Genomic DNA, 19156 nt, shown 5'->3' with positions numbered 1-19156 from the left:
ACATTTTAGAGCGGCGGCGCTGCCGCGTTGCCCTGGGCAGTAGGGGAGACGTACTCACCCCCSTCAGGGGCAACAACGCGCTGGGAAGGAGGATTGACTTCTAAGGTTTGCAGGCCATCCAACACCGCCTCGCGCACAATCGGATCGGACTCCTGACTCAGCAGTAATCGTAAAGCTGAAGCCACCGTCTGAGTATGGAGTTTATCCAGATGGGTTGCTGAGATCAGGTGGGTTAACTGCCGGATGGCGAGCAATCGCTTCAGGGGTTCAACTTCGGTGAGGTCGGAGAGCCACTGTTGCAAGCGATCTGCCTCATGGCGGGTCTGACGATGCAGCAGTTGCCAGACTAACAGTATCAGTACAGTGAGGGTGCCAAAACCTTGAAGGATAGCACTGGCAGCAATCCACGGGCTGTCTGAATCCACCCAAACTGAAACGGCCAGGTAGCTACTGAGCATGGCGATCGCGCCACTACCGACGGCCAGAATCAGGGAACGATGCAGACCCCCGAACCATCGCCGTACTCTGAGGAGTGGGGTTTGCCAATCCCAGGATTGCAGTCGGGGCACCCACAGCATCATCCCCATGCCAATGCTCGTCGCGATCATCAGCTTCCAGTTCCAGAACAACATTGCCACGGCGATCGCCAGAATCAGAACCCCCTCCCTTAGGCCACCAAGGGCAGACAGGGAATTTATCTGATGGGACTTTGGTTGCCGAGAACCCCATTGCTGTAGGACTGCCGCTGATACTCCCGCAGCGGACTGAGCCGCAGCCCTCACAGACAGCAATGCACTTTGGATGAAATCAAGGATTTGATGTTGCCACCGAGACGACATCTGGGACACGGTTGATACCTGCTATACGGGAGTGTTGCAGAAACCATCCTGCAAAGTAAATCCACCATAAGCATACCGAGTTTTTTGGATTGGGGCAATGCTTTTGGGGGAGGATAGCGGCTAGGTCTCAGAACAACAGGCTTGACGCACCCAGGCTGACTGCACTAAGGAGGTGAGCACATCACCGCTAATGGGCTTGACTAAAAAACCATCAAATCCTGGATTCTCTTCTTGGTACAGCCAACTAGGAGCGTGAACATCAGTAAGTGCCACAATCATGATGTTGTTTTGCCGATCCATGCTCCGCAGCACACTCACAAGACTTTCCGATCCACCGGGATGATTGCCTGTCAAAATTACTAGGTAAGGCGGAGCCTGACTTGCACGTGCCAATGCCTGAGCAGTGGAGTGGGCAATCACAACAGCACACCTTAATCGCCCCAAGAGCGATTCAAGAATGTGTAGATCCTCTGATTCCTGATCGACGACCAAAATATAGCTCTGTATTGATTGCATGGCCCAGATGTCATATTAACCGCCACTATATCGGATCGACCCATTCCCATCGCTGCCCCCAATAACTGGCTGAAAACCTTAATCTGCATCCCTTCAGTTGGTACAAAATTGAGGCATTCCCTTCCAGTTTTTTTTAGCCTTTGACAGGAATCCCTAGAGATTCTGAAACATTTCTTAGAATTGTGTCGAAGATTATTGAGAATTCCCAGGAAACGTTACACAAACGCTTGTCCTTGGCAACCTAAACTCTGCCGCAGAATTGGTCAGCGATGGGCTGTGGGGGCAATTCACTATTAATAGCAAGAGCTGATTGGAGCACTGATGTTCGAACCGATTACTGCCAGGAGCCTCGGAAGCGTTCCCCGAGCGATCGCCCAAAGGCTGGATTCTAACTCCCCAGGGTGCCACAATAATCCATACGATTGTTAGCAGTTGAGATGCATCATGACCATCCCTTCCAGATTACAAAGCGCGTTTGAGCAAGGCCGTGCCCTCAAGATTATTAGTGGGTTGAATAATTTTGATCGCGATCGCGTTGCAGCGGTCGTGAAGGCAGCGGAGCTGGGTGGTGCTACCTTCGTGGATATTGCCGCCGATCCAGCGTTAGTGGCACAGATGCGATCCCTCGTCAGCTTACCGATTTGTGTCTCGGCGGTGGAACCCGAACTGTTTGTGGCGGCGGTTGCTGCTGGAGCTGACTTGATTGAAATTGGCAATTTTGATAGCTTCTATGCCCAAGGGCGGCAGTTTAGTGGGGCAGAAGTATTAGACTTAACCCACCGCACCCGATCCCTGTTGCCCCAGGTTACCCTATCGGTCACGGTTCCCCATACCCTGCCCCTGGATCAACAAGCTTATCTGGCAGAAGCCTTGGTCAGAGCCGGAGCGGATATCATCCAAACCGAGGGTGGTACCAGCAGTCAGCCGACCCACGCGGGAACCTTAGGGCTGATGGAAAAGGCCGCTCCCACCCTAGCCGCAGCCTACGAAATTTCCCGATCAGTCCAGGTGCCTGTGCTCTGTGCTTCTGGGCTTTCGAGTGTCACGGCTCCCTTGGCGATCGCCGCAGGGGCTGCGGGGATTGGGGTAGGGTCAGCGGTGAATCAACTCAATGATCACGTCGCCATGGTGGCAATTGTCCGCAGTTTGATGGAATCCCTGACAACCGTCAGCCGTTCCTGGGTACCCGTCTAGGAGTCTGCCAACTTTTAGCAAATGGCTCCAGCGTTTTAACGGGGTTACTTTTGAACAGGCTCAATCTTGAAAAAACTCTTGACTGAGCATCTCAGCCTATGGTGGGGCAAATGCTTGACCTAACACCAAGGATGCCCCCCATCGAATAAAATAAAGGGTTAGCGACCTCTCCGTCGGTCATCCTTCAACACCAGCTTGTCAGCTGAGCATTACCCTGTGAATTTATCTTCTTTGAGCTTCTTCCGGAGTCTTCGCAAAGACAACAAACAATTTGCAGTCATTGGTTTGGGGCGCTTTGGTCGAGCCGTTTGTACCAGTCTTCATAACCTGGGCTACGAGGTTCTCGCTATCGATAGTAATGAAATGCGCGTGGCTCATGTCCTAGCCGAACATACGGCAGCCCACGCCCTCCAGTTGGACTCGACAGAACCCCTAGCACTCAAGGAGGCCGGGGTTTTTGAATTTGATACGGTGATTGTGGCCATTGGCAACTACGTTCAGGAAAGTATTGTCACCACCTTGAATGTCAAGGAGGGGGGAGTCCCCCATGTGGTGGCCAAGGCTTCCTCTGAGATCCATGGCAAGCTGCTCAAAAAAGTCGGGGCTGACCATGTTGTCTTCCCCGAACACGAAATGGGATGCGTCTTGGCGCGATCGCTGACCAAGCCTTCGATCCTAGAGCGGTTCGAACTCGACCCAGACCATAGCATTGTGGAAATCATGGTTCCCGAAGAATTTGATGGCAAGGAAATTGCGGAACTGAAGCTGCGGAGTCGCTATGGTCTCAACGTCCTGGCAGTCAGTCAAGAGGGGCGGTTTGCGATCAATCCCGAACCCAATCACCGCTTAAGGAAGGGTTCCGTCATGGTCGTGATTGGCGCTAACCAATGCATCAATCGCCTGCCCATCTAAAGCGAAATTTCTGAGATAAGCAGATCTCCGCAACAGACCCGATCTCCCCTCGGGAATCAGTGGCTCCTCCGATCGTGTTGATGTAGAAACTGCGAGGAATACATTTAATGGGCTTATGGAAACAGGTATCCCGGCGATGGGGAAGGGTGGGTGCGATCGCGGTGATCGCCCTCCTCTGTCTGAAACTCCTAGCCTGCACCTCCCTCGGTAATTCAACTGGCAAGCCCCCCGTGGAAGTCACCCTGGCGGCCTTTGTGGTCACCCGCACCGTCCACGAACAATTGATTCCAAAGTTTGTCGCCCAATGGCAACGGGAACATCAGCAGCAGGTAACGTTTAGCCGCAGTTACGGGGGATCTGGCTCTCAAACCCGGGCAGTGGTGGATGGCTTAGATGCCGATGTGGTGCATTTAGCCCTCGCTCTGGATACGGAGCGACTGCAAAAAGCAGGCCTGATTCAACCAGGCTGGGAACGGGAGTTTCCTGACCAGAGTATTGTCTCGAAGTCTGTAGTGGCTTTGGTGACTCGACCTGGCAATCCCAAGCAGATTCGGGATTGGTCAGACCTTGCCAAACCGGGCATCACCTTAGTGACGGCGGATCCCAAAACCTCTGGGGTTGCCCGCTGGAATTTTCTAGCGCTGTGGAATGGCGCCATTCAGGCGGGAGCGGATACCGCTCAGGCGACTGAATTTATGCGCAATGTCTACAACAATGTCCCAGCCTTAACCCGCGATGCTCGGGAAGCAACGGATGTGTTTTCCAAGCAGGAACGGATTGATGCCCTGATCAACTATGAAAATGAAGTGATTTTATCCGCTCAAAAGGGCATGCCTCTGAACTACACCATTCCCCGCGTCAATATTTCCATTGATAATCCCATCGCGATCGTGGATCGGAATGTCCAAAAGCATGGGAATCGGGAAGTGGCAGAAGCTTATGTCCGCTATCTCTATACACCAGAAGCTCAAACTGTGTTTGCCCAGTTAGGGTTCCGTCCCGTGGATGCCCAGGTAGCCCAGCAATTTGCCAGTCAGTTCCCCCATGTGGAGAAGCTGGCAACCGCTCAGACCTATGGGGGCTGGCAGAAAATTCAGAAACGCTTCTTCGCAGATGGTGCTATTTTCGACCAAATTCGAACCCAGATTGGTAAGTAAACCGTTTCCCAGCCTATGACTGTCTCTCCTCCCCTGCCACCAACCCAACCAGCACCTCGGCGTTGGTTGGTGTATGTTTCCTGGCCTTGGCGCATTACCCTGGGCTATCTCAGCCTGATTTTGCTGCTGCCCATCGCCGCCGTGTTGGTGAAAGCCAGTACCGAGAGTCCGGCTCAATTTTGGGCGATCGCCACCAGTCCCGTGGCCCTCTCTGCCTACAACGTCACCTTTGGGACGGCGCTCATTGCCGCCCTGATCAATGGCATCTTTGGCACCCTGGTGGCCTGGGTGTTGGTGCGGTATCAATTTCCCCTGAAGCGCTTGGTTGATGCCACCATTGATCTTCCCTTTGCGCTGCCGACCTCCGTTGCGGGTTTGACCCTGGCCACTGTCTACGGCCAGCATGGCTGGATTGGTTCCCTGCTGGCCCCCTTCGGGGTGGAAGTGTCCTTTACCCGTTTGGGGGTTGGGGTGGCGATGATCTTCATTTCCCTGCCCTTTGTTGTCCGAACCGTGCAGCCCGTGCTGTCGGAAATGGAACGCGAACTGGAAGAAGCAGCCTGGTGTATGGGAGCCTCCCACTGGCAAACCTTCTGGCGGGTGCTGTTGCCCCCCCTGATTCCCGCAATCTTAACGGGAGTAGCCCAGGGCTTCTCCCGGGCGGTGGGAGAATATGGCTCAACGGTAATTATTGCCTCTAATATTCCCTTTAAAGATTTAATTGCTCCGGTGTTAATTTTTCAGCGTCTAGAGCAATATGACTATGCAGGAGCGACGGTCATTGGTACGGTTTTGCTAGGAATTTCACTACTGATGCTGTTGGTCATTAATTGGTTACAAGCTTGGGGGCGACGCTATGCATAGTTTAGACACCAATCCTTTGCCAGCTGTTACCGGCGCGGGGACTCAACCCCAGCGTTGGGTTCCCACTGTACTGACGGCGATCGCCCTTACCTATCTCAGCTTGGTACTGTTTCTTCCGATCTTAAATGTCTTTATCCAGGCGTTTAATCACGGGTTCGGCCCCTTCTGGGCAAACCTGACTGAGTCCGATTCTCTCCATGCCATCTGGCTGACGCTGCTGTTGGCGCTGGTGGTGGTGCCCCTGAACACGGTCTTTGGTCTGTGTGCGGCCTGGGCGATCGCCCGCCATCAGTTTCCCGGTCGAGTCTTGTTACTCAGCATCATTGACCTGCCCTTTTCGGTGTCGCCAGTGGTGGCGGGGTTGATGATTGTGCTGCTCTATGGTCGGAATGGTTGGTTTGGCCCTTGGCTAGAGGCAATCAATCTCAAAGTCACCTTTGCCTTTCCAGGGATGGTGATTGCCACGGCCTTTGTCACCTTACCCTTTGTTGCTCGAGAGGTGATTCCAGTCTTGGAAGAAGTAGGGTCCGATCAAGAAGAAGCGGCCAGAATCTTGGGAGCCAGCGATTGGCAAACCTTTTGGCGAGTGACCCTGCCCAATATTCGCTGGGGGTTAATCTACGGTGTGATTCTCACCAATGCCCGTGCTATGGGAGAGATTGGTGCCGTACTGGTGGTGTCGGGCAACATTTTGGGCAAGACCCAGACCCTGCCCGTTTTTATTGAAGAAGCCTACAAGCAGTACGAAACCCAATCCGCCTATGCGGCGGCGGTGCTGTTGGCGCTCTTAGCACTGGTAACCCTGGCCATCAAGGAACTCCTAGAGCGTCGAACCCGCATCCAATCAGAGGCATAGCCGTCATTGGCCGTAGCCTAAGCCATGTTGTTCTCAATGGCCCAGCGTGCCAACTCCGTGCGATTATGTAAGCCTGTTTTGCCCAGCATATTACTGACATGGCTTTCAATGGTACGTTGGCTGACATTCAGTTCTTCCGCAATTTCCCGATTTGCCATCCCTCGAGCTACAAACTGCACCACCCGTAACTCCGTTGGGGTTAACTCTACATCAAAGGGTACTTGAATTTTCGAACCAGCCTCCGATCCCCGATTCTGATGGATCAGGCGGTTGGCTTGCTTCAAGGAAGACTCGACCTGAGCCACGAGTTCTTCTGGCTCAAAGGGCTTGACCATGTAAACATCCGCCCCGGTGTTCAGCCCCTTCACCCGGTCTTGACTTTGCCCTTTGGCTGACAAAAACAATACCGGAATCCAACTGGTACGAGCATCTTCTCGGACATGCTTGACCAGGGAATACCCATCCATTTCTGGCATCATCACATCACAGATGATCATATCCGGCATGGTCTGATCAAGTACATCCAGGGCTTCACGACCATTCTCGGCGGTGATCACTTCATAGCCCCGAAACTCTAGATAGTCTTTAACTAGCAAGATTAGGTTAGGGTCATCATCAATCAGTAATAGCCGCTTGTGCTCTCCGACACTGGATTCCTTCATGATGCTCTACTCGCCATGCTAGATCAATAAAACGTTTCAACAGGTGTCTTCGGTCAATGCCGCATCCCTTGATTGCATCCCATCTTCTCTGAAACGAGTATTGCCCTGACAGCTGTGGCGATGTGGTTACAATCTGAACTTTTTAACCTGAGCTACTGCATGTTCAGAAAAACTGAAGCAATCAGGATTAAAAACCCGTGGAGATGCGGATACATACCCTATCACCTGCCGTTCATTATATTCAAGCTCTGGGCAATTCACTACAGGTATGGGGAGAATTTTCAGGGATTCGGAGGGATTCCTAGGGGTAAAAAACTCTAGGGCAATCTTTGGGGGTGATCAGGCAGGGGGTGGATCAGAAACGCATACTCTGGCACCACTTGATTCCCCAGCAGATGTTCTTGAATAATCCGTTCAATCACCGGAATGGTTGCAGAATGATACCAAATCCCATCGGGATAAACCACCAAGATCGGTCCTTGCTGACAAACTCGCAGACAGTTAGCCTTCGTCCGAAAAATACACCCAGCTTGATGCTCCGTTGGTCGATCCATGCCCAAGGCTTTCAGTCGCTGCTTCAAGTACTCCCAGGCTGCAAGTCCCTCAGCTTTGGGGCAACACTTGGGCACCGACTGGTCTGCACAGAGAAACAAATGACGCTGGATCTGGGGCAATCCTAGAGATTGGACGCAGGCTGTTAACACCGTTGCCCCCTGGCTCTCGGGAAAGTTGGTTGCTGAAGAATTCATGGATATTAGAGGATTTAGCCGCACATTGGCAGGAGGCTGAACAGTAATAAGGGGATGGGTTTCCATGGATTCGCAGCGATCAGTTGCCCCGCCACTACACATTCCTAAGTTCGGGAACCCGTACAACCTACTAAGTTGCGTCTGCCCTCCACCTCCACTAAATTAGCACTCAGGAGCTGAGAGTGCTAAATCAGTCTCGGCAACACCGTCTGAAAGAAATTTAGAGAATTAGTCTGGAGCATCTTATATGGCAGCAGTGTCTCTGAGCGTTTCTACTGTCAAACCTCTGGGCGATCGCGTTTTTGTGAAAGTGAGCGCCTCCGAAGAGAAGACCGCGGGTGGAATTCTTCTTCCTGATACCGCGAAGGAAAAGCCCCAGGTTGGGGAAATTGCAGCAGTCGGCCCTGGCAAGCGTAATGACGATGGCACCCGTCAGGAATTGGAAGTCAAGGTGGGAGACAAAGTTCTCTACTCCAAGTATGCAGGCACGGACATCAAACTCGGGACAGAAGAGTATGTTCTATTGTCTGAGAAAGATATTCTGGCAGTCGTTGGATAGGCTATCCACCTGATTTTTCAGCTGCTGGCTGCTGGCAGGGTCGAAACTTTCCAGCCAGCTGATCTCTAGCTGATGGCAGATGGCTAGCACTACGTTCTTTTGAAGTCAATCATCAACATCACGGATACACCTATGGCTAAGCGGATTATTTACAACGAAAACGCTCGTCGCGCCCTGGAACGAGGCATGGACATCCTGGCAGAAGCCGTGGCGGTCACCCTCGGTCCCAAGGGTCGGAATGTGGTTCTGGAGAAGAAGTTCGGCGCTCCCCAGATTATCAACGATGGTGTCACCATCGCTAAGGAAATTGAACTGGAAGATCACGTTGAGAACACCGGGGTGGCGCTGATTCGTCAGGCAGCTTCCAAGACCAACGATGCCGCTGGAGATGGTACTACCACTGCTACGGTGTTGGCCCATGCCATGGTCAAAGAAGGTCTGCGGAATGTGGCAGCGGGAGCTAATGCCATTTCCCTGAAGCGTGGGATTGATAAGGCAACGGGGTTCCTCGTCGAACAGATTGCTGCCCATGCTCGTCAGGTGGAAGATTCTAAGGCGATCGCCCAAGTCGCCTCCATTTCTGCGGGTAACGACGATGAAGTCGGCCAAATGATTGCCAGCGCCATGGACAAGGTGGGCAAGGAAGGGGTGATTTCCCTGGAAGAAGGCAAGTCTATGACTACGGAACTGGAAGTTACCGAAGGGATGCGCTTTGACAAGGGCTATATCTCTCCCTACTTCGCCACCGATACCGAGCGCATGGAGGCGGTTCTGGATGAACCCTTTATCCTGTTAACGGATAAGAAAATTGCCCTTGTGCAAGACCTAGTGCCCGTGCTCGAGCAAGTTGCGCGTGCCGGTCGTCCCTTGGTAATCATTGCTGAAGATATTGAGAAAGAAGCCCTGGCAACCCTGGTGGTGAACCGCCTGCGTGGGGTACTCAATGTGGCTGCTGTCAAGGCTCCTGGTTTCGGCGATCGCCGTAAGGCCATGCTGGAAGACATCGCCGTGCTCACGGGTGGTCAGTTGATCACTGAAGATGCTGGGTTGAAGCTAGACAATACCAAGCTGGAAATGCTGGGTAAAGCTCGCCGGATCACGATCACCAAGGACAACACCACGATTGTTGCCGAAGGCAATGAGAAGGCTGTTAAGGCTCGTTGCGAGCAAATCCGTCGTCAGATGGACGAAACCGATTCTTCCTATGACAAGGAAAAGCTCCAAGAGCGTCTGGCAAAACTGGCTGGTGGGGTGGCTGTAATCAAGGTCGGTGCCGCCACCGAGACTGAAATGAAGGATCGCAAACTCCGCCTGGAAGATGCCATTAACGCCACCAAAGCTGCGGTGGAAGAAGGGATTGTGCCCGGTGGTGGAACAACCCTGGCTCACCTGTCTCCCCAACTGGAAGCTTGGGCGAACAGCAGCCTCAAGAATGAAGAGCTGATTGGCGCTACCATTGTTGCCCGCGCGCTCGCGGCTCCCCTGAAGCGCATCGCTGAAAATGCGGGTCAGAACGGTGCTGTGATTGCCGAGCGTGTGAAAGAAAAGGAATTCAATGTGGGCTATAACGCCGCCACCAATGAATTCGTTGACATGTTCGACGCTGGGATTGTTGACCCGGCCAAGGTGACCCGTTCAGCACTCCAAAATGCGGCTTCCATTGCTGGCATGGTACTGACCACAGAGTGCATCGTGGTGGATAAGCCGGAACCCAAGGATAATGCTCCTGCTGGCGCTGGCGCTGGCATGGGTGGTGACTTCGACTACTAATCAACGCAGGCGTGAGATGTCAGAATTTCATCGCTGACATCTCCTCCTGAATTCATCTTCAAACACCTAAAAGCGATCGCCCTCTGCTATTGAGGCGATCGCTTTTTCTTTCGCTCAAAAAGACGACTCGGAACCAAGGCGGCTGAGGCAGTCCGCCCTGACAACCGTGAACTGCTCTGAGTCCAACACTGTACAGCGCTCCATTGCCTCGGCCAGTGCTGGGACTTTTCCCTGCTCTAACAGAGTTTTGGCATCCTGGGTGAAGGGTTGAAACTGTTGCAACCAAGGTTCTTGGGCAAAATACGGTACTTGAAACGCCGCTTTGTCAAGGAGCCACCAATCTACGCCGTACTGGTGAATGAACCCTTGGAGCACCGATAGACTGGGACTGTATTGGGCGCGAATCGTGTCGAGGATCCGCTGCCGCAGGGGGTGATAGTAGCCAAGGTGATAGGGAATGGCATATTCCTGACCCACCAGAGTCGAGCGTTGGGTAAACCCTGGCAGATTATTCGCTTCTGATGAAATCGAGGCGACTAAAGTATCCCGAGGTTGTTGGGCAAAGAACTCATAGACCTCCGGGGCTGTCCCCGTCACATATCCGACGTTGGGGAAGCCCCGGCCCCACACCAGTGGAAACAACACCAGCAGCATCCCCAGGACAGTGGCGAGACCCAGTGCCAAAATTTGCCGCCTAGGGGTCAGAGTTCCGGCTCCCGATCGCGTTGCGGCCCAACCCCAAACGGCATCTAAAAAGAGGGTTAAAACCACCCCAGCTGCGATCGCTAAAATCATCCGCAGACTGTGAACCGTATAGCGACTGGGCAAATACAACTTAAATAACAAGGCGTGGGCGAGCAAAAATAACCCAACGGAAGACAAGCACAACTGCCAGAGAATGTTGACTGCATCGGTGATCGCCGCCACTAAGGGGAACCGATGCCCGGTGCTGGAGTGACCCTCCGGCGATCGCCGCCAGATCAGTAGGGGCAGCAACAGTCCAGCTCCCAACAGCGGGGGAGTCAAGGCTAACCGCAACCCCGTCCGATTCCCGGCCATCCAGAACCGCCAAGTATCGGGAATAAATAAGACGGTGCGGCCACCGGGCAAAAACTCTGGCATCTGCTTCGCCTCAGCAACAGTTACCAGGGGACCAAAGGGATTCGTTGCCAGCACCTGGGGCAGCAGCAGCAGACAAATCACCCCGATCCCAGCGCCACAAAGCCAGCGCATCACGGGCTGGCAGGACAATCGGGGGCATCCCCGCTGCCACTCTAACCCGTGGAGGATCAGCACACCTAGAGCTACTAAGGACAGGGGGGGGTTAGATCAGGGTCAGCAGGGCAAGGGCCACTAGCATTGGCCCGAGCGATCGCCGCAATAAATAGTAGAGACAGGCCAAAAACAGCGGATATAAAAACGCCCGCGACGTGGCTGAAAATAAATCATCCGTCATGAACAGGCGCTGATTCAGCAGGAGGGAGGCGATGAATCCGGCCACGGGAACGGGCAAAATCTGCACCGTCACCCCATAACAGTAGACCGTGGTCACCAGCGCCAAAATCGGGGGCAAGATCTTCGCCACCCAGAGGGGATTGCACCCTAGGTGAGCCATCCCTTGATAAAAGGCGAGAAATCCCGGCGGCTGAATCGACTGGTAGTAATCCGCAATCCAATCCTGGGGGAAGAGTCCCGGATCCAGGAACCGCTGCATCCACACCAGATGCTGCCGCGCATCATCATTGATCACATACGGGCTCCCAAATGCCTGTTGCAGCCCTAAAATGCCGTAGATGACAGGAAAGCTCAAACTCAGAAGCAACCAGAATCCCCCATCAGCGGTGATTGGTTGTAGGGTCGGTGTGGTTAGCTTTTTTTGTAAGCATTCTGTCAATATCACGGAGTGCTGTTTGAATCCTAGTGGTTAGTCAATCTTATTTTTGTGAGTTTAGGAGAAGTTGCAGAGGTGATCAGTTGACTACAACTTCATTGCCCAAGAACTTACCATGTCCAAACGCTATATAGCAGTCCTAGGGTGTGTCATCAATAAGTATGTATGGCAAAATGGACACTTTGTCATACATACGTGGTTCTTTTCTTTGCCATAGGAGGTGTTACCAGTTCCCGCGTACCGAACACCCGTCCTGGTTTACCAAAACTAGGTAAGTTTCTTAACCCATTGATTATTTCTTTCAAACGGGCGGCAACCTTCTGAGCTGCTTCGGGGTTGTCCTGGTCAAAAAAAGAGCGGATAACTCTCAAGTCTTCAACAGCCGTAATGAGAAAAACGAGGCGCATGTTATTGATTGATCGGAGCGGTTTTCTCGTTACTTGTTCCCTATGAATCCAGCCAAGCTTCTACCTCATCGCCATCGATTCATTCTGCATTACCACTATCTGCCAGAGTGACAACCTGTTCAATCATGGCAATCTGCCAGACCTGCTGTTCACTTTAGTGGGTTTCTGTAATGAGAAAGGGCGATCTCCCGGTTATTAGCCGTGATCGCCCTTTTTGAGCTGCTTGTGCCCCACCAACACCACCTCTACCCCAGCTTCAATGAGTTTGGTGACCCATATCTTGGTGTAGTTCATGCCGGTGGGTTCCAGCACTGCCACATTCGGCTTCAGGGACAGCAGCCCTTTAATGCCGATGGTATTGGCATAGAACCTGGGGAATTCATGGTCTAGATATAATTTTCGAGGTTCAACCCTGGTGGTCAAAAGACAACAGGTAACGTTGTCCTTGGACACATCCAATCCGAGGACTCTAAGCATGATTTAGCTGAGTAGGTGAGCAATCGCTATTAACAATCCCGGTGGTGCTTATGAATCACCCATAGGCCGCAGCCTCATTCACTTTCAAAGCGATTGGGATTGTAAAGGGTATAAGCCTATGAACAGCAACGAGCCGTAGCTCACTTCGACATCTAGGCACCCTACGGACAGGGAGCGACCCCGCACCGCGACATCCCAGGGTAGGGATGTTTCGCCAGAGTTTCACTGGCTCATCAGGCGGTTTGTTCAAAATGGATGGTCGGGTTCTACCTCCTGGTCAAAGGGGAAGTCGGGGAATTGAGCCGGGTCTGCTCGCGCGATCGCATTCAGAACCGCCGAGCGATCGCCGCCACTGAGCATGAGGCTATATTCATGCCACTTGAGGCAAAGGCCATCCAGTTCATCAATGATTTTGATTTCCCGGATTCCATCCAGGTTGATGATCCGACTGCTCTCAGGCAACCTAACGAAGAAGGTCATGCCGAAGGCCTCCCTGAGTCGGACACGGCTCTATCCGCCAGAAGCAGGGCTGCATATTGTTGGGCGGTATCGATCAGGTCATCGCCGCTGCCATCCCAGGCTTCCAGGACGGCGGTTAGTCGCTCTAAGTCCGCCGTGTCGAGGTTAGTGATGAATTCGATCAGAGTCTCGGTCATGATGCCCCCCTGTGTTGACGGCGGTGATGTTTGCGAAAACGGACAGCATTGAAACAGCCCAAACGGTGGGATTTGGTTTTGTAGTGGACAGGTAACCAGCGTCCGCCTACATCCCGGTACCACCCCACCAGAGAACTACAGCCGATGCAGTCCCTACGGTATGTGCCCCTGATTGTGTTGGTGGTCATGATGCCCCCTTGTCTGGACGACGGCGGGGTCTGCGAAAACGAGAAGCCTGGGGACAGCTAACAAAATGGGCTTCTCCTGAGATATCAACAGGAATCCAGCGTTTGTGTTTCGTCTCGACCCACCAGATCAGGGCATTGCAACCCCGGCATTCCCTGGGGATGGTGCCCTTGGGAATTTTGTAAATAGCCATAGCAGAGCTAGCGATCGCCCGGTTATTAGCCGCGATCGCAGGTGAGAATGTGAACAAATGTGAAAAATTGCGTAAGAACCCTCAAATCCACTGATACCAGGCAAGGCGGACGCGACGACTTACAGGCTCATGAGTCTGGGAAACTAGGGTATGAAAAGCACTAAAACTCAGTGGCGGATGGGGCAACCCCGTCCGTCTCTTTGTTTGTCTTCTTGAGCGTAATTCAAATTACGGTATACGTCAATCAAATTACGGTAAAATGGTTAAAAAATTGGTCTCGCCACTTATGCTGTTGAGAATGCAGGCAGGTTTAACCCAAAGTGAGCTGGCTGAAGCGTTGGGAGTCAGTGATACTACAGTCAGAAACTGGGAAAAAGGCCGCACGGTTGCCCAGTTGACGATCCCTCAAATCAAAATCCTGTGCAAACTCGTTAAAAAGCCAATTGAAGATATCCCCGACAGCTTCGCCCCCCAACCCATCCAAGGGCATGAGTAATGGCGGCTATCGGTTCTCCAATGGCGATGTTTTTAGTGCAATTTGATGCTGGGGGTGGGGACTGTTCGCCTGAAGTCACGCTCATCAATAGTTACCTCCTCTGGTTTTGGTGGGGCAGTCTTCCAGATTTTTTTAGTGTCAGCCATCTTGTAACACCCCTTGCCAAACTGATTTTGATTTAAGCCCAGGAATACGCACTTGTCCTTATAGCAAGCTATGGCACCTGCGGTGTGTTCTTTATAAAGAAGGTTATATCTATGACCTCTACTAGTCATCCAATCTCTAACGGCATCTTCAACTGGCCTAATTTTTGCCCAACTAAAAAGTACTTGTTCAGCATAGCCATCAATATTTTCTGCAACATATTCATTCGCAGACAGTCCAAATTGTGGCCTCATTTTGTCAGGACATTCGCCCGTGAATGGATTTGTATGGTCGTAATAGCCTTGAGCCATCATGTCTTTAGCCCTAGCCATTGCTAACTCATAAACCCGCTCATCCCAGGCGATCGCACTACGTCCATAGCGTTGCCTCAATTGGTTGACATACTCAAAAGCCTTTTGAGCGCTGGTTTCTGATGAGCGGTATTGGAATCTGGTTGGCATCGCGCTCAGGAGCATGGGGATGACAATCAGCGCTGGAACAACAATACGGCGATAGCCATTTGTTGCTAACAGTCGTTTTAACCGAAGGGGCAGGAACTTACCCTTACGCTGCTTCGATATCACTTGAAAGAGAAGGCCAAGTATTACAGCCGTGGCAATGACCATCAGGGCAACGACTATCCAAAACAAACAGTCGATCATACAGACCACCTGAAATCTATGAACACACCTTACCAGGTAGATAAAAGCCCCTCCCAACGCATCCAGCTAGGGTTAATCCCTGGCCTAGACCACACCCTGGTAGATGGTGAGTGGTTGCCCAGTGATGTACGTCATCAGGCCGCCAAAAATGACATACAGGTGGCAGCTGCAGCTGGTGCATTTGTCCCCGGCGATGACACAGCAGCGGGCAGCATCGATGCTGCTCCTGGACACGATACTGGCCGGGGTTTTAAGCCCTACCCGGTACCCCGGAAATGCTCGTATCATTCACCTTTTTCGGATCTGGTCGTTGAGGCGATCGCCGTGGGGGAGAGAGCGGGCCTGGTTCGCATTGAATACACCCACCGGGGGACAATGGCCGAGTCAGATGTCCCGCCGGCGACGGTGGAATTTACTGCTCCAAGTCTGTCTTGTGTAACAGATAAAGAAGAGCCTGTTACACAAGACATCAGCTACCAGCAACAGTACCGACGCTGCGGGAAACCCACATGCGGCACCTGTCCCCATGGTCCGTACTGGTATGCCTACTGGCGTGACGGCGCGAAGGTCAAATCTCGGTATATCGGTAAAGAGCTTCACAAGAGTGCGATCGCGGCTTCCCGCTCCGCTGGAGAAACCTCAATGTAGCGTTGCAGGCAGGTCAAACTCTTGTGACCCGAAATCGCCTGAATATTCTTGATCGATAATCCCTGGCGGCTGAGGTGGGTGATTGAACCGCGACGGGTTGAATAGGTAGAATAGCCAGAAAAACCTAAAATTCTGAATGCTCTGGTCAAAGCTTTTTGATAGGCCGAAAATGACAGGCATTGTTCCTCGTCTAACGGCGATGGAAACAACCAGCCAGTGGGCGGGTGGATGTACTGCGATAGGATACCCTTCAGCTTCCGACTCACCGGGACTTCCCTGGTTTGACGGTCTTTGCGTGACCAGGCAGGAATCACAATCGTTCCCCTGGGCTTTCTGGGTTGCTCATAAACCGCCGCCACCGTCAGTTTCAGGATAGCCCCTGGGCGCTCCGTCGTGAACCAGCAGAGGGCGAAAATCAGCCGATGATGGTGCGACTGCAACGCCTCATACACCTGCCAGAATTCCTCTTTGGTGAGCGGTTCTGCCTGACCCGACCGATTATTTTTCATTCTTCCCTCTTTTGTTTGTCTGTGTACAATAATTGGGAAGCAGAATTATTTTCTAACAGTTTAACTTTGCTGTAGCCCTTAGCCTAATTTGGTTAAGGGCTTTTTGCATAGGTCACAGTTTTACTGAGAACTGTGACATTGAACTAATAATAATCGCTGCATAAAGTGGGCTTGTTCTTATTCAAGAAACCACCATGACAGCCTTTTCCACATCTGATATTCCCTCCTCAATTAACAGCCTAGAAAAACTTGCAGTTTGGACTACGACGATTTTGAACGAGCTGTACCCCGGCACTACTGCGATTGAGGCTAGTGGTCAAGCTGCACGGGTTGCGGAAGCTGGCCCCTTCCTAATCACCGCCGTAGACCCGCAACAATGGCGGCATATTGCACGAATCTCAATCCCCCTTAATGACCCCTGGCGTAGAGGTAACGCCAAGATTTGGACATTTGCCCAAGATATCGGTTCTGCCTCAATTCCCACCGAATATAAGAGCTAATGGCGCTGCCAGCTCCTCCCCCAGTTCGTCTGCCCCCTGGTCTTCCGGGTCAGGGGGTAAATCGCATTGTCCCGTTTAAGCGACCGTTGCCCGTGCCACCACCAGAACCCCCTGGGCGGCTACCTGGTAAAAAAGTCCCTGGCATCCCTGGAACAACCGCGTCATTTCTTGACCCTGACCTCGCCTGTCAATTGGGTTTAGGTAGTTGCGTTGACCAACCCCCTCAGCAGCTCCCACCGGGTAGTTCGCTGGGAATTACCTTTTATGTCTGGTCAACGAATGACTACAACAATTTCTTCTACCCAGACCGTTATGGTGTCAGACCTTGGGAAGCTGTTAATTCGTTTAATGGCCCCTTTTCCTCCATCACTGTTGAGGAGGAGGGAGGATTCCCCTTTCCGGGGCCAAATACCGTAAACCTGCGCGTTAAATTCCCCGCTGATTCTGGTTTGGCAGATGCTCTGATTGGCATAGCTGGGTACTACGGCGCGGGGTTGGGTGGCTATGTGATTTCCTATGAATGGAATCTCAGGCGAGTTACCGGGGAACCGATCTCACTGGAACCAACAGACGTTAAACCACAGGGAAGTAGCCTACCAGGTGCGAATGTTGGCGGCTATGTTGGCTTTGCACCCCCGGCAACCATCCCGGATGTAATCCCTGGCAATTTGCCAGACCTTTACCCCGGACTGCCAGACCCCATCTATCCCGACCCTCCACCAGAGGAAGACCCCCCGTTACCGCCGCCGTTACCACCGCCTCCAGACCCTGACCCACCACCAGACCCACCGCCAGACGACGATCCGCCGCCGCCTCCTGACCCTGGCCCTCAACCCAATGCGCCCGACCAACCGGAGCTAGACCCCGACTTCGACCCGCCCCCGGTCAGGCTGCCGCCGCCGTTGCCAGACCCCAATCCTCCCGACCCGTTGCTTGACCCGTGGCCGGAGTTTGACCCATGGCCGTTGTTTGACCCGTTGCCAGAGTTTGACCCGTTTCCATTTCTTGACCCGCCGCCTGAATATGACCCGTTTGTAGATCCACTGCCTGAACAGTTCCCTGGGACGATGCCCGGTGGTGACCCAGTTCCAACAGGTGACCCCGGCACATTTCCGGGTGACTTTCCGGTGGGCGACCCTGGCCCCGGTGGTCAACCGGGCACTGGCCCCGGTATGTTTCCGGGTGACTTTCCGGGGGGTTTACCACAAGACCAAACATCCACGAGTAGCTCACCGGGCGATCGCCCTGGCGGAATGCCGGGAACGGAAACTGGTAGTGGCCCTGGTGAAGGTTCCGGTTCCAGCATCAGTTCAGGTGGTGGTGGTGGCGGTGGCGGTGGTGGCGGTGGTGGCGGCGGTGTTCCCCCTAGTGGAAGTGGTGGTGTTCCTCCGGGTGACGGAGTCCCTCCTAATGTGCCGGACTTTCCGCCTCCTCAGAAAGACCCCTGTGATTGCTATGAGAAAAACGTTGGAGGAAGAAGTGTTTTGGATCGATGTCTCCGTTAAGACCGTGACTTGCTCTCTGAATGCCGATAGTGGACTTTATGAGGCGACAATTAGCAATCAGGTAGTGCAGGCTCTAGCAACCAAGAACGGCAACCAAGCCTACACAATCGAGCAACAGTTTGAGCGACTGGCAGAAATTGAGAAGGAACAATGTGAAGCCAGAAATCAAGAAAAAACCTGCTATAGCTTCAGTACCGGAGCAATGGGAAATCAAGCTCGGCAATAATCGACCTCAACTGATTATTCAGTTCGCTGAAAAACTCACTGATGACAAGGTGGGTTCTGCAAAATATGCCATGTCTATACCTTGGGCAAACACTTCTAACCCGCTCACTAACTCCCCTGTTGGTCAGTGGAAGAAGGGCAAGATTCGCTGTTCCTACGAACTGCCAGATAACAGCAAAATCATTGTCTTTGCTGAGTCTGAATCTGAAGGCAGACGGGTCATTAATTTGGCGCTCAGTGTCGTTCAAGGTGATAAGAAACGGTCTGATAATCTCATCATTTGCGCTCAGATAGATAGTAACCGCTATAAACAAATTACGGTTGTACCTAAAATTCTGCGCTATTTCTCCAAGGGGCAACTTGACACCATTCCTGATTGGGAGGTGTTTCTGTAATGCGAAAGCTGATGATCAATGGCGTTAAGGTGCTGATTGGCATCGGGGGCAATACCCTAATTCGCCATCGTCAGCGCTCTCTCTGGCCGCTGCTTACCCAAGATGGCCCCAAAAATCAGCCCAAACTAATCTCCGTGGCTGATTATGCCAAACTCCATCACTACCACCCGCAGACGGTGAGACA

Annotated in this window: 28 protein-coding genes; 13 read left to right on the top strand and 15 right to left on the bottom strand. The window is 52.7% G+C overall.

Annotated features, from left to right (window positions below):
- Nucleotides 1-5 precede the first annotated feature (5 nt).
- Both DO97_RS21575 and DO97_RS18725 read right to left on the bottom strand, forming a co-directional pair.
- Complete coding sequence (locus tag DO97_RS21575) at nucleotides 6-848, bottom strand: hypothetical protein (RefSeq protein WP_156120670.1); 843 nt, start codon at nucleotides 846-848, stop codon at nucleotides 6-8.
- 111 nt (nucleotides 849-959) lie between these two features.
- Nucleotides 960-1355: a response regulator gene (locus DO97_RS18725; RefSeq protein ID WP_036536404.1), complete on the bottom strand. Its 396-nt coding sequence runs from the start codon at nucleotides 1353-1355 to the stop codon at nucleotides 960-962.
- A 444-nt stretch (nucleotides 1356-1799) separates the two neighbouring features.
- Between DO97_RS18725 and DO97_RS18720 the strand changes: the two genes are divergently transcribed.
- From DO97_RS18720 to cysW, 5 genes are all read left to right on the top strand, one after another.
- Nucleotides 1800-2549, top strand: coding sequence for a DUF561 domain-containing protein (locus tag DO97_RS18720; protein WP_036536403.1), 750 nt, complete (start codon nucleotides 1800-1802; stop codon nucleotides 2547-2549).
- Nucleotides 2550-2765: 216 nt separating this feature from the next.
- Nucleotides 2766-3461, top strand: coding sequence for a potassium channel family protein (locus tag DO97_RS18715; protein ID WP_036536401.1), 696 nt, complete (start codon nucleotides 2766-2768; stop codon nucleotides 3459-3461).
- Nucleotides 3462-3568: 107 nt separating this feature from the next.
- Nucleotides 3569-4618: a sulfate ABC transporter substrate-binding protein gene (locus tag DO97_RS18710; protein ID WP_052128960.1), complete on the top strand. Its 1050-nt coding sequence runs from the start codon at nucleotides 3569-3571 to the stop codon at nucleotides 4616-4618.
- A 15-nt stretch (nucleotides 4619-4633) separates the two neighbouring features.
- Nucleotides 4634-5482 carry a sulfate ABC transporter permease subunit CysT gene (gene cysT, locus DO97_RS18705; protein ID WP_036536400.1) on the top strand — a complete coding sequence of 283 codons (849 nt, stop codon included), beginning with the start codon at nucleotides 4634-4636 and terminating at the stop codon, nucleotides 5480-5482.
- A complete protein-coding gene (gene cysW, locus DO97_RS18700) occupies nucleotides 5475-6338 on the top strand; it encodes a sulfate ABC transporter permease subunit CysW (protein WP_052128959.1) in 864 nt (287 codons plus the stop codon). Before cysT ends, cysW begins: the two co-directional genes overlap by 8 nt.
- Nucleotides 6339-6355: 17 nt before the next feature.
- Here the strand turns inward: cysW and DO97_RS18695 are convergent, their stop codons facing one another.
- Nucleotides 6356-7000 (bottom strand): response regulator transcription factor, encoded by a 645-nt coding sequence (locus DO97_RS18695; protein WP_036536399.1) that lies wholly within the window; start codon nucleotides 6998-7000, stop codon nucleotides 6356-6358.
- A 317-nt stretch (nucleotides 7001-7317) separates the two neighbouring features.
- Complete coding sequence (locus tag DO97_RS18690; protein WP_156120669.1) at nucleotides 7318-7749, bottom strand: (2Fe-2S) ferredoxin domain-containing protein; 432 nt, start codon at nucleotides 7747-7749, stop codon at nucleotides 7318-7320.
- Between the two features lie 247 nt (nucleotides 7750-7996).
- Between DO97_RS18690 and groES the strand changes: the two genes are divergently transcribed.
- Both groES and groL read left to right on the top strand, forming a co-directional pair.
- The gene (groES, locus tag DO97_RS18685; RefSeq protein ID WP_036536397.1) at nucleotides 7997-8308 is read left to right on the top strand and encodes a co-chaperone GroES; all 312 of its coding nucleotides are present in this window, start codon (nucleotides 7997-7999) and stop codon (nucleotides 8306-8308) included.
- A 132-nt stretch (nucleotides 8309-8440) separates the two neighbouring features.
- The gene (gene groL / locus DO97_RS18680; protein ID WP_036536395.1) at nucleotides 8441-10078 is read left to right on the top strand and encodes a chaperonin GroEL; all 1638 of its coding nucleotides are present in this window, start codon (nucleotides 8441-8443) and stop codon (nucleotides 10076-10078) included.
- A gap of 114 nt (nucleotides 10079-10192) precedes the next feature.
- On the opposite strand, the gene DO97_RS23425 is transcribed toward groL, so the two are convergent.
- The 7 genes from DO97_RS23425 to DO97_RS18650 all read right to left on the bottom strand — a co-directional run bounded on the left by DO97_RS23425 (nucleotide 10193) and on the right by DO97_RS18650 (nucleotide 13945).
- The gene (locus DO97_RS23425; protein WP_156120668.1) at nucleotides 10193-11374 is read right to left on the bottom strand and encodes a hypothetical protein; all 1182 of its coding nucleotides are present in this window, start codon (nucleotides 11372-11374) and stop codon (nucleotides 10193-10195) included.
- Between the two features lie 28 nt (nucleotides 11375-11402).
- Nucleotides 11403-11972, bottom strand: coding sequence for a hypothetical protein (locus DO97_RS23420; protein ID WP_052128956.1), 570 nt, complete (start codon nucleotides 11970-11972; stop codon nucleotides 11403-11405).
- A gap of 182 nt (nucleotides 11973-12154) precedes the next feature.
- Nucleotides 12155-12376 carry a type II toxin-antitoxin system RelE/ParE family toxin gene (locus DO97_RS18670; RefSeq protein WP_052128955.1) on the bottom strand — a complete coding sequence of 74 codons (222 nt, stop codon included), beginning with the start codon at nucleotides 12374-12376 and terminating at the stop codon, nucleotides 12155-12157.
- A gap of 195 nt (nucleotides 12377-12571) precedes the next feature.
- Nucleotides 12572-12853 (bottom strand): IS110 family transposase, encoded by a 282-nt coding sequence (locus DO97_RS18665; protein ID WP_162183032.1) that lies wholly within the window; start codon nucleotides 12851-12853, stop codon nucleotides 12572-12574.
- Nucleotides 12854-13099: 246 nt separating this feature from the next.
- Nucleotides 13100-13333 (bottom strand): hypothetical protein, encoded by a 234-nt coding sequence (locus tag DO97_RS18660; RefSeq protein ID WP_036531668.1) that lies wholly within the window; start codon nucleotides 13331-13333, stop codon nucleotides 13100-13102.
- A complete protein-coding gene (locus tag DO97_RS18655; RefSeq protein WP_036536392.1) occupies nucleotides 13330-13509 on the bottom strand; it encodes a hypothetical protein in 180 nt (59 codons plus the stop codon). Before DO97_RS18655 ends, DO97_RS18660 begins: the two co-directional genes overlap by 4 nt.
- A 184-nt stretch (nucleotides 13510-13693) precedes the next feature.
- Nucleotides 13694-13945, bottom strand: coding sequence for a hypothetical protein (locus DO97_RS18650; RefSeq protein WP_156120665.1), 252 nt, complete (start codon nucleotides 13943-13945; stop codon nucleotides 13694-13696).
- Nucleotides 13946-14147: 202 nt separating this feature from the next.
- Between DO97_RS18650 and DO97_RS18645 the strand changes: the two genes are divergently transcribed.
- The gene (locus tag DO97_RS18645; protein WP_036536386.1) at nucleotides 14148-14384 is read left to right on the top strand and encodes a helix-turn-helix transcriptional regulator; all 237 of its coding nucleotides are present in this window, start codon (nucleotides 14148-14150) and stop codon (nucleotides 14382-14384) included.
- Between the two features lie 32 nt (nucleotides 14385-14416).
- Here the strand turns inward: DO97_RS18645 and DO97_RS18640 are convergent, their stop codons facing one another.
- Nucleotides 14417-15190 (bottom strand): CAP domain-containing protein, encoded by a 774-nt coding sequence (locus tag DO97_RS18640; RefSeq protein WP_036536384.1) that lies wholly within the window; start codon nucleotides 15188-15190, stop codon nucleotides 14417-14419.
- Nucleotides 15191-15208: 18 nt separating this feature from the next.
- Here DO97_RS18640 and DO97_RS24155 point away from each other — a divergent pair, with 18 nt between their 5' ends.
- On the top strand, nucleotides 15209-15838 hold the full coding sequence (locus DO97_RS24155) for a DUF6788 family protein (RefSeq protein ID WP_156120664.1): 630 nt from the start codon (nucleotides 15209-15211) through the stop codon (nucleotides 15836-15838).
- Here the strand turns inward: DO97_RS24155 and DO97_RS18635 are convergent.
- Nucleotides 15787-16347 (bottom strand): tyrosine-type recombinase/integrase, encoded by a 561-nt coding sequence (locus DO97_RS18635; RefSeq protein WP_036536381.1) that lies wholly within the window; start codon nucleotides 16345-16347, stop codon nucleotides 15787-15789. The genes DO97_RS24155 and DO97_RS18635 overlap by 52 nt on opposite strands.
- A gap of 194 nt (nucleotides 16348-16541) precedes the next feature.
- On the opposite strand from DO97_RS18635, the gene DO97_RS18630 reads away from it, so the two are divergent.
- A complete protein-coding gene (locus DO97_RS18630; protein WP_036536378.1) occupies nucleotides 16542-16847 on the top strand; it encodes a hypothetical protein in 306 nt (101 codons plus the stop codon).
- A 573-nt stretch (nucleotides 16848-17420) separates the two neighbouring features.
- On the opposite strand, the gene DO97_RS21555 is transcribed toward DO97_RS18630, so the two are convergent.
- Both DO97_RS21555 and DO97_RS24150 read right to left on the bottom strand, forming a co-directional pair.
- The gene (locus DO97_RS21555; RefSeq protein ID WP_204368752.1) at nucleotides 17421-17627 is read right to left on the bottom strand and encodes a hypothetical protein; all 207 of its coding nucleotides are present in this window, start codon (nucleotides 17625-17627) and stop codon (nucleotides 17421-17423) included.
- 105 nt (nucleotides 17628-17732) lie between these two features.
- Nucleotides 17733-17939 (bottom strand): hypothetical protein, encoded by a 207-nt coding sequence (locus tag DO97_RS24150; RefSeq protein WP_156120662.1) that lies wholly within the window; start codon nucleotides 17937-17939, stop codon nucleotides 17733-17735.
- Between DO97_RS24150 and DO97_RS23415 the strand changes: the two genes are divergently transcribed.
- The 3 genes from DO97_RS23415 to DO97_RS18610 form a co-directional block, all read left to right on the top strand.
- Nucleotides 17925-18578: a hypothetical protein gene (locus DO97_RS23415; RefSeq protein WP_156120661.1), complete on the top strand. Its 654-nt coding sequence runs from the start codon at nucleotides 17925-17927 to the stop codon at nucleotides 18576-18578. The two genes, DO97_RS24150 and DO97_RS23415, sit on opposite strands and share 15 nt — an antisense overlap.
- Nucleotides 18505-18972 (top strand): hypothetical protein, encoded by a 468-nt coding sequence (locus DO97_RS18615; protein ID WP_156120660.1) that lies wholly within the window; start codon nucleotides 18505-18507, stop codon nucleotides 18970-18972. The genes DO97_RS23415 and DO97_RS18615 overlap by 74 nt, the downstream gene beginning before the upstream one ends.
- The coding region (locus DO97_RS18610; protein WP_036536371.1) for a hypothetical protein at nucleotides 18972-19156 on the top strand (185 nt) is incomplete at its 3' end. The genes DO97_RS18615 and DO97_RS18610, both read left to right, overlap by 1 nt.

The sequence above is a fragment of the Neosynechococcus sphagnicola sy1 genome (assembly GCF_000775285.1).
Taxonomy (GTDB): domain Bacteria; phylum Cyanobacteriota; class Cyanobacteriia; order Neosynechococcales; family Neosynechococcaceae; genus Neosynechococcus; species Neosynechococcus sphagnicola.
This window is presented reverse-complemented; position numbering and strand designations above follow the sequence as displayed.

Bases quoted from the DNA above. Each gene is read 5' to 3' on its own strand.
- DO97_RS18725 (WP_036536404.1), bottom strand. From the start codon at position 1,355: ATGCAATCAATACAGAGCTATATTTTGGTCGTCGATCAGGAATCAGAG.
- DO97_RS18720 (WP_036536403.1), top strand. From the start codon at position 1,800: ATGACCATCCCTTCCAGATTACAAAGCGCGTTTGAGCAAGGCCGTGCC.
- DO97_RS18710 (WP_052128960.1), top strand. From the start codon at position 3,569: ATGGGCTTATGGAAACAGGTATCCCGGCGATGGGGAAGGGTGGGTGCG.
- cysT (WP_036536400.1), top strand. From the start codon at position 4,634: ATGACTGTCTCTCCTCCCCTGCCACCAACCCAACCAGCACCTCGGCGT.
- cysW (WP_052128959.1), top strand. From the start codon at position 5,475: ATGCATAGTTTAGACACCAATCCTTTGCCAGCTGTTACCGGCGCGGGG.
- DO97_RS18695 (WP_036536399.1), bottom strand. From the start codon at position 7,000: ATGAAGGAATCCAGTGTCGGAGAGCACAAGCGGCTATTACTGATTGAT.
- DO97_RS18690 (WP_156120669.1), bottom strand. From the start codon at position 7,749: ATGAATTCTTCAGCAACCAACTTTCCCGAGAGCCAGGGGGCAACGGTG.
- groES (WP_036536397.1), top strand. From the start codon at position 7,997: ATGGCAGCAGTGTCTCTGAGCGTTTCTACTGTCAAACCTCTGGGCGAT.
- groL (WP_036536395.1), top strand. From the start codon at position 8,441: ATGGCTAAGCGGATTATTTACAACGAAAACGCTCGTCGCGCCCTGGAA.
- DO97_RS18670 (WP_052128955.1), bottom strand. From the start codon at position 12,376: ATGCGCCTCGTTTTTCTCATTACGGCTGTTGAAGACTTGAGAGTTATC.
- DO97_RS18665 (WP_162183032.1), bottom strand. From the start codon at position 12,853: ATGCTTAGAGTCCTCGGATTGGATGTGTCCAAGGACAACGTTACCTGT.
- DO97_RS18660 (WP_036531668.1), bottom strand. From the start codon at position 13,333: ATGACCTTCTTCGTTAGGTTGCCTGAGAGCAGTCGGATCATCAACCTG.
- DO97_RS18655 (WP_036536392.1), bottom strand. From the start codon at position 13,509: ATGACCGAGACTCTGATCGAATTCATCACTAACCTCGACACGGCGGAC.
- DO97_RS18645 (WP_036536386.1), top strand. From the start codon at position 14,148: ATGGTTAAAAAATTGGTCTCGCCACTTATGCTGTTGAGAATGCAGGCA.
- DO97_RS18640 (WP_036536384.1), bottom strand. From the start codon at position 15,190: ATGATCGACTGTTTGTTTTGGATAGTCGTTGCCCTGATGGTCATTGCC.
- DO97_RS24155 (WP_156120664.1), top strand. From the start codon at position 15,209: ATGAACACACCTTACCAGGTAGATAAAAGCCCCTCCCAACGCATCCAG.
- DO97_RS18635 (WP_036536381.1), bottom strand. From the start codon at position 16,347: ATGAAAAATAATCGGTCGGGTCAGGCAGAACCGCTCACCAAAGAGGAA.
- DO97_RS18630 (WP_036536378.1), top strand. From the start codon at position 16,542: ATGACAGCCTTTTCCACATCTGATATTCCCTCCTCAATTAACAGCCTA.